Origin of the sequence: Aminiphilus sp. (genome assembly GCF_029975095.1) — a bacterium.
Classification (GTDB): Bacteria; Synergistota; Synergistia; order Synergistales; family Aminiphilaceae; genus Aminiphilus.
Window position 1 is genome coordinate 1 of record NZ_JARKPW010000161.1, and the last position, 7,160, is coordinate 7,160.

Below are 7,160 nucleotides of genomic sequence, written 5' to 3' on the forward strand. Positions count from 1 at the left end.
CGAGAATGTGGGCTACGGATACGTGCACCTGGGGGAGGAGCAGATGCACACCACAGGCATGTGTCTTCTTTTCGGGGAGGAGGTGCTGCCCTCCGGATGGAGCGACGATCTCCGCAGCAGTGTCCTGGCGGGAACGGCCCATCTCTTGCGGAGCACGGCGCCGCTCTTTCTCATGTGCGACCGCACGGACATCTCCGTGCACAGCCACGTGCGGGACCCCCACTGGGAACGGGGAGCGATCTACCTGGTGGATAACGTTCCCGGGGGTGTCGGCCTCGCCGAGACGGCCTTTGCCATGCGGGGACATCTGATCCGTGCCGCGAAGGAGGCTCTCGCGGGATGCCCCTGCGAGAGGGGATGTCCCGGATGCATCGGCCTCTTTTCCGGAGAATCGGGAAATGTGAAGGCGTCGGTGCGGGAGCTTCTGGGAATGCTGGGGCGTGCCTCCGCATGAGCGACCTTCGAAACCGCCTGGAGCGGTTTTTTGGTCCCGCTCCGGAACGGAAGAGGGAGCAAAGGCAGGACCGGGAACACGGAGAGCCAGGGACGGAGCGGGGACAGCACGAGACGCCCGACGCTGTTTCCGCGCATTGCCGGGAGAAGGGGACTGCGGTCGAGCCCCTCGGGGTGCGGGGACTGCCCGAGGGAAAATGGCTCCGCCGCGGTGTCTATCTGGTGGAATTCCGTCACTCCCTTGAAGAGCCCCATGGAACGGTTTCCCTGAGGGGGCTCGGGGAGAGCGGCGTTGCCCTTTCCTGCTGGGGCGGGGGACGTGCTCCGGTCTTTTTCGACCTGGAGACCACCGGGCTCGCGGGCGGAACTGGAACGTACGCGTTCCTCGCGGGAGTGGGACGCCTCGAAGAGCATGATTTTGTGGTGCGTCAGCTCTTCCTCGCGTCTCCGGCCTTCGAATCGGACTGGCTGGAGATGCTTGAGGAGCTGCTTGCAGAGGGAACATCCCTCGTCTCCTACAACGGCCGCGCCTATGACGTGCCCCTGCTGCAGACGCGCTGTGCCCTCGCACGGCGTACCTCGTTTCTCGAAGAGCTGCCCCATCTCGATCTCCTGCGTCTCTCCCGGGGCGTCTGGAAGGGTGACCTGGAGTCCTTCCGCCTCGTCGAGGTGGAGAAACACGTTCTCCGGTTTGTCCGGGGAGAGGAGGACGTGCCGGGGGCTCTCGTTCCGGAACTCTACGGGGCCTATCTCCGCAGTGGAAATGCGGCGATGCTCGACGGCGTGTTTCTGCACAACCGCTGGGACATCCTTTCCCTTGCGGCGCTCCAGTCCCTGTTGGGACGCCTCGCCTCCGAAGGCGGAACGGAGGCGAGGGACTGTCTGCGCGCGGGCAGGCTCTGGGCCCGGGCGGGAGAGACGGAAAAGGCGTCGCGCTTCTGGCGGAAGGCAGGAGAGGACCCGACGCAGCGGAGCGAGGCGTTTCGCTGTCTTGCCCAGGCGGCGGCGCGCCGCAAGGAGTGGCCCGTTGCGGAGGAATTCTGGAGGGCATCCCTGTCGGGGGGCGGTTTTTCCCTGGTGCCGCTCGTCGAGCTGTCGAAGATCTGGGAACATCGGCTCCGGGACATGGACAAGGCACTCGTCTTCGCGGAAGAGGCGCTGCGACTTTTTCTCGGTCAGCGAGCCTTTCTTCCGGGGCCGCTTTGGGAGAGGCAGCGGATGGAACTCCGCAAGCGCGTGGAGCGTCTTCGGCGCAGGGCGGCACAACAAGGATCGCAACAGGAGGGCTGAGTCTCCCCGAAGGTTTTTCTGACGCGGTCTTTCCCCTCTAGGGCGTGTTTTTCCGAAAACGCAGGTGGAGCGCTTTCATGCGCTCCACCTGTTTTCACCTGCGTTGGGTTTCCGGAGTGCGGTCTTCAAGACGCGCCTCCTCCCTTGTTTCCGGGCAGTTCCGTGCTGTTTCTTTCCTGTTGCTGCATGTGTCGCGTGGTGTTCCCGCAGGTTGCCTCAGTGCGTCTTCTTCTTCCGCCGGAAGGTTCGGACTGCTGCCAGGAGCGGCAGCCCGGAGAGCAGAAGGAAAAGCGGAAGGTGCATGCCTCTGCCCGTCGTTTCGCTCCAGGCGGTACATCCGCCGCCGAAGAGGGACTTTGTGAAATCGTAGTCCTCGGTAATGCCCGCTCCGATGACCACCGCCACCTCCACGATGCCGTTTCCCTTGCGGCCGTCCAGGTCGTAGGGACCTCCGTCCTCGATGTCGCAGATCATGCGGATGTCCGAGATGCCCCGGCTGCTCGCGAAGGTGCGGAAGCGCACGAAGCGCTGGAGTGTCCTGTCGTAGATGCGGATCGCTCCGAGCATGTGGTCCGTGAAGAAGGTGGTCCATCCCCGGCCGTCCTCGATGCCGATGGTGAAAGGGGTGTACCCCTTGATGAGGAACCACTGGTATCGCGGATCCACGTAGGCGTCGTAGTTCGTGTCGGCGAGGAGATAGGCGTATCGGAGGTCCTCGACCATGGCCGAGTCCTCCACGAGCCTGGAGTAGGTCTCGGGCATGGTGCCTACGGTGATCACTCCTGTCCCGGAGAAGAAATCTACGTAGTCCTTGAGGTTGCGGAGATGCATGTCCGCCCGGGCCATACCGGGAGCGCTCCAGAGCACAAGGGCGAGCAGCGCCGCAATCCATCGTCCGTATCGTTCCCGCATGAAAGGATCCCCCTACGAAAGAGTTTTTCTCCGGCACTGTGGAGCCGTCTTGCACTGTCTCCGCGTCGGCATCGGAGGGAATGTCGGAACCGAATGGCGACGGGCTCAGGCCGTTTCCCGCGATATGCCGCCATCTCGTGTGCCTTGTCTCCGGAATTTTCGCGGTGCCGTGTCCGGTGTGCGATGTCCGGGCCGCTGCGTTGCCTTCGTATTCTACCGTTTTCACCGGTATCGTGCACCGGGCAATGTCGCACACGGCGTCGTCCGGGCGTCTTCGGGGGACCTCCTTGCGAAGAATTCCGGAACATGTACAATATCTCCACGGAGAGGAAGCGTTCTTCCCCTTCTTTATTTTCGTGTCCGAAAGGGAGGTAGAAAGTTGGAAATCAAACCCGTCAAGAAGGTAAAAAAAATGAAGCTCTTCGGGTTCAACAATCTCACGAAGACCCTGAGCTTCAACTTCTATGACATCTGTTACGCCAAGACCCCCCAGCATCGAAGAGACTATATCGCCTACATCGACGAAGAGTACAACGCGCAGCGTCTTACCGATATCCTCACGGAAGTGGCCAACATCATCGGCGCGAACATCCTCAACATCGCCAGCCAGGATTACGACCCCCAGGGCGCGAGCGTGACCATGCTCATCTCCGAGGAAAAAGTGGAGGCCCCAGGCGCGGAGGGAGTCCACGACGAGGAGGGGGAGGTCGCCGGACCGCTTCCCGACGCGGTGGTGGCTCACCTGGACAAGAGCCACATCACCGTGCACACCTACCCCGAGAGCCACCCCTATCAGGGAATCAGCACATTCCGGGCGGACATCGACGTTTCCACCTGCGGGCGAATCTCTCCGCTGAAGGCGCTCAATTTTCTCATCGGTTCCTTCGGCCCGGACATTGCTGTTCTGGACTATCGGGTTCGGGGGTTCACCAGAGCGCTTGACGGAGAAAAGCTCTTCATCGACCACAAGATAAATTCCATCCAGAACTACATCGCCAGCGATACCCGCGACCTGTACCAGATGATCGACATCAACGTGTATCAGGAGAATTTCTTCCACACAAAGATGATCCTCAAAGAGTTCGATCTCGACAACTATCTCTTTGGAACGGGGAAGAAAGACCTGCTTCCCCGGGAGAAGAAGCGCATCAAGCAGGCGCTGAAGAAGGAGATGTACGAAATCTTCTCCGGGCGGAACATCGCCAACGTGTGACGGCGTGGCGAGCGATTCCGGTGCACGGAAGGGGAGCACGCGCCTGCCCGCTTCCGGCGAGCGGCTTCTGCGGCAGCGGTGCGACGACGAGCGCTTTATGGCCCTTGCCCTGGAGGAGGCCCGTCGGGCCTTCGTCCAGGGGGATGTTCCGGTGGGTGCCGTGATCGTCCGGGGCGGAGATGTCGTCGCGGAGGGACGGAATTGTCGCGTGGCCGAGTCCGATGCCCTCGGACACGCGGAGTTGGTGGCGCTCCGGCGGGCCTCGTCGGTTCTCGGCACGTGGCGCCTGGACGGATGTACTCTCTACGTCACGCTGGAGCCCTGCCCCATGTGCGCCGGAGCGCTCCTGCAGGCACGAGTGGAGGAACTGGTCTTCGGCGCGGACGATCCTCGGGCGGGGGCCGTGGGATCTCTTTACGATTTCTCCCGGGACATGCGGTTTCCCTGGAAGTGTCGGGTGCGGAAGGGTGTTCTGAAAGAGGAGTGCGCGGCCCTCCTCTCCCGGTTTTTTCGTTCCCGGCGCGGGTGCTGAAAGATCGGTTCGCTCTTCTCGTGTGGAGGCGATTTGCCGCATTTCGGCAGGCGGGGCTTGAAGGGGACTCCGGACTTGTGTATAATGCCCTTCGTTCGACGGTGAAGGAACAGCTTCGGGAACTGCGGAAGTCGGACTCCGGAGAGGTGGCCGAGTGGTCGAAGGCGGGCGACTCGAAATCGTCTAGGCGGTGCTGAGCCGTCTCGTGGGTTCAAATCCCACTCTCTCCGCCATCAACTCCCTGGTTGCGCGCAGTTTCAACAAAGAAATATCCGTCGAGCCGTTTTGTGCGGAGAGGTGGCTGAGTGGTCGAAGGCGCTCGCCTGGAGAGCGAGTAGGCGCTCACAAAAGTGCCTCGCGGGTTCAAATCCCGCCCTCTCCGCCATTGTTTGTCTGATTTCGGCCCCCGGAGGGGGTTTCAGTCCCGTGCGGCGAAGACCCGTGAACCCCGCCAGGTCCGGAAGGAAGCAACGGTAAGCGGAATTCTTCGGGTGCCACGGGGGTGCTGGAGCCTCCTCAGGGGGTCGATGTGTCATGAAGGAGTGGTGGCCGTGTCGGGTGGAGATCGCCTCCGTGAAGCGACCGTGTCCTGCCTTTCTCTTCGCGTTTCTCCTCCTGCGTCCGCCCGTGTCTTCGCTCTTCCCCTCTATGTAGTCCCCGTGGAAATCTTCACCAGAGGCATGTTGATCCGACCCTCCTATGTGCGGGGCGTCGTCCTCGTGGACGGTCTGTCCGCCGTTGCCACGTTCCTGGATGGTGCACCTTCCCTGGAGGAACGCCGCCTTCGAGCGGAATGGCTGCCTCCGCGCCTGTCCGTCCGGGAGGCGGAGGAATGCGCGCAGCGGATGGAGGCGGAGCGCGGCAGGTCCGGTGGGTTCTTTCGTTTTTCCAGGGTCTCCTCCGTGCACGTCAGGGAAGAAGACGTCCGGCTTGTCTGGAGGATCTGGTTTCAGGACGAGGAGCGCAGCGTGATCGACGCTTGTTCGGGAGATCGGATCGGGGAAGGAGATCTGGTGTCCCTGTTGCTGAACGGCGCGTTCTCTTCCGTCCGGGAAGACGAAACACCCTAAGCGTCCGAAGCGGCGGAGATCTGTTTTCGAGGGCGAGACATGCGCCGAATGCCGAAAATTTCAGGAAGAGGCGAAACAAGCCGGGCGGAGAGGGAAAGCACCCCCCGGAAGCAGTGGAGCCGTTTCACAGGGGGTGTTGTTTTCCTTGTGCCCGGTGGACGTGTCTGTCCGTTTTTCGGTCCCCGCTGCGAGGGCGGGAGGATGGAAGCTTAGGAACTGCAGGAGTCGCCGTCGCCCTTCGGAGGAGCAAGGTCGATGAGGGCGCCGATGAGTCTTTCGAGTTCCGCCATGTCCGGCGCTCCTCGGGTTTCGACGCAGCCGATCACGTAATTCTTCAGGATCTCGATGCATGCCTGCTGCATGGCTTTCCGTGCGGCGGAGAGCTGGATGAGGATGGTGTGGCACGGCTGCTCCTCGATGATCATGCGCTGGATGCCGCGAAGCTGGCCTTCCACGCGCTTCAGGCGGTTCAGCATGGCTTTCCGTTGCGGTGGAAGGGTGTCGAGCTGGTCGATCAACGATTTCTTGGCCATGGGGATTTGCCTCCTTGCATGAGAGTGCACATCCTTGCCTTCGCGTGATCCCTACGGACAACTAAACTATTGTACGCGCAGGGAAGCTTGCGGGTCAACAAAGAGGTATGCTATACTCCCCTCGGCTCTGATCACACATGTTCAGGGACAACTGTGATGGTGCCCGGTTGGTGAAATCGGGTTTCACGGGAGGATGACCTGGGCAGAGGGATCGAAAACCATCCATAGGAGGAGGAATTCGCGTGGCAATCGTCTCAATGAAACAGCTTCTCGAATGCGGTGTGCATTTCGGGCACCAGACGAGAAGGTGGAACCCGAAGATGAAGCCGTACATCTTCACGGAACGAAACGGCGTCTACATCATCGACCTGCAGAAGACTGTGAAGGGGCTCGAACAGGCCTACGACTTTCTTCGGGAAGTCTCGAAGAACGGCGGGAGCGTCCTCTTCGTCGGCACGAAGCGGCAGGCCCAGGATACCATCCGGGACGAGTCTGCCCGTTGCGGCGGGTACTATATCAACCAGCGCTGGCTCGGAGGGCTTCTCACGAACTTCCAGACCATCCGCCGGCGGGTCAACCGCATGCAGGAACTCATGAAACTCGAGAGTGACGGCATCCTCGACACCTACCCCAAGAAGGAAGCCATCGTCCTTCGCAAGGAAAAGGCGAAGCTGGAGAAGTATCTCATGGGCATCAAGGACATGAAGGATCTTCCCGAGGCACTGTTCGTCGTCGACCCCCGGAGGGAGAACATCGCCGTCCTGGAAGCGCGGAAGCTCGGCATTCCAGTCATCTCCATCGTCGATACGAACTGCGATCCCGAACTCATCGACTTTCCCATCCCCGGTAACGACGACGCCATCCGGGCCATCAAGCTCATGGTGGGTGTCATCGCCAACGCCGTCATCGAGGGACGCCAGGGCGTCGATGGAGAAGCGGGCGCGTTCGACGAGGACGGACGTCCCCTCGGAGAGAACGACATCATCGAGGTCCGGGAGAAGCTTCACGACGCATACGGCGAAGTCGGAGAGAAGCTGGCCGTGGAGGGTATCGAGGAACGAAAAGGTTGGAAGGAGGCCTAGGCAATATGGCTCTTGACATGGAACAGGTGAAGGAGCTCCGCGTTCGCACCGGTGCAGGCGTTCTGGACTGCAAAA

General features: G+C 61.4%; 8 protein-coding genes, 2 tRNA genes and 1 other RNA gene. 9 read left to right on the forward strand and 2 right to left on the reverse strand.

Annotated elements, in window-relative coordinates; translation table 11 throughout:
- The coding region (locus Q1K49_RS09880; protein WP_300525635.1) for a DUF1998 domain-containing protein at positions 1-454 on the forward strand (454 nt) is incomplete at its 5' end.
- The gene (locus Q1K49_RS09885) at positions 451-1,743 is read left to right on the forward strand and encodes a ribonuclease H-like domain-containing protein (protein WP_300525637.1); all 1,293 of its coding nucleotides are present in this window, start codon (positions 451-453) and stop codon (positions 1,741-1,743) included. The genes Q1K49_RS09880 and Q1K49_RS09885, both read left to right, overlap by 4 nt.
- A 216-nt stretch (positions 1,744-1,959) precedes the next feature.
- Here Q1K49_RS09885 and Q1K49_RS09890 read toward each other — a convergent pair whose 3' ends face one another.
- Positions 1,960-2,655, reverse strand: a complete 696-nt coding sequence (locus Q1K49_RS09890) for a hypothetical protein (protein WP_300525639.1) — start codon at positions 2,653-2,655, stop codon at positions 1,960-1,962.
- Between the two features lie 412 nt (positions 2,656-3,067).
- Between Q1K49_RS09890 and speD the strand changes: the two genes are divergently transcribed.
- The 6 genes from speD to Q1K49_RS09920 all read left to right on the forward strand — a co-directional run bounded on the left by speD (position 3,068) and on the right by Q1K49_RS09920 (position 5,470).
- Positions 3,068-3,868, forward strand: coding sequence for an adenosylmethionine decarboxylase (speD, locus tag Q1K49_RS09895; RefSeq protein WP_366146061.1), 801 nt, complete (start codon positions 3,068-3,070; stop codon positions 3,866-3,868).
- Between the two features lie 4 nt (positions 3,869-3,872).
- Positions 3,873-4,400, forward strand: a complete 528-nt coding sequence (tadA, locus tag Q1K49_RS09900; protein WP_300525642.1) for a tRNA adenosine(34) deaminase TadA — start codon at positions 3,873-3,875, stop codon at positions 4,398-4,400.
- Positions 4,401-4,540: 140 nt separating this feature from the next.
- Positions 4,541-4,633: transfer RNA gene (locus Q1K49_RS09905), tRNA-Ser, on the forward strand.
- Positions 4,634-4,691: 58 nt separating this feature from the next.
- A tRNA-Ser gene (locus tag Q1K49_RS09910) sits at positions 4,692-4,785 on the forward strand.
- Between the two features lie 30 nt (positions 4,786-4,815).
- Positions 4,816-4,915, forward strand: an RNA gene (gene ffs / locus Q1K49_RS09915) — signal recognition particle sRNA small type.
- A 36-nt stretch (positions 4,916-4,951) separates the two neighbouring features.
- Positions 4,952-5,470 (forward strand): hypothetical protein, encoded by a 519-nt coding sequence (locus Q1K49_RS09920; RefSeq protein ID WP_300525644.1) that lies wholly within the window; start codon positions 4,952-4,954, stop codon positions 5,468-5,470.
- 209 nt (positions 5,471-5,679) lie between these two features.
- Here the strand turns inward: Q1K49_RS09920 and Q1K49_RS09925 are convergent, their stop codons facing one another.
- Positions 5,680-6,003, reverse strand: a complete 324-nt coding sequence (locus Q1K49_RS09925) for a metal-sensitive transcriptional regulator (RefSeq protein ID WP_300525645.1) — start codon at positions 6,001-6,003, stop codon at positions 5,680-5,682.
- Positions 6,004-6,245: 242 nt separating this feature from the next.
- On the opposite strand from Q1K49_RS09925, the gene rpsB reads away from it, so the two are divergent.
- Complete coding sequence (rpsB, locus tag Q1K49_RS09930; RefSeq protein ID WP_300525646.1) at positions 6,246-7,085, forward strand: 30S ribosomal protein S2; 840 nt, start codon at positions 6,246-6,248, stop codon at positions 7,083-7,085.
- Positions 7,086-7,160: the final 75 nt, after the last annotated feature.

Bases quoted from the DNA above. Each gene is read 5' to 3' on its own strand.
- Q1K49_RS09885 (WP_300525637.1), top strand. From the start codon at position 451: ATGAGCGACCTTCGAAACCGCCTGGAGCGGTTTTTTGGTCCCGCTCCG.
- Q1K49_RS09890 (WP_300525639.1), bottom strand. From the start codon at position 2,655: ATGCGGGAACGATACGGACGATGGATTGCGGCGCTGCTCGCCCTTGTG.
- speD (WP_366146061.1), top strand. From the start codon at position 3,068: ATGAAGCTCTTCGGGTTCAACAATCTCACGAAGACCCTGAGCTTCAAC.
- Q1K49_RS09925 (WP_300525645.1), bottom strand. From the start codon at position 6,003: ATGGCCAAGAAATCGTTGATCGACCAGCTCGACACCCTTCCACCGCAA.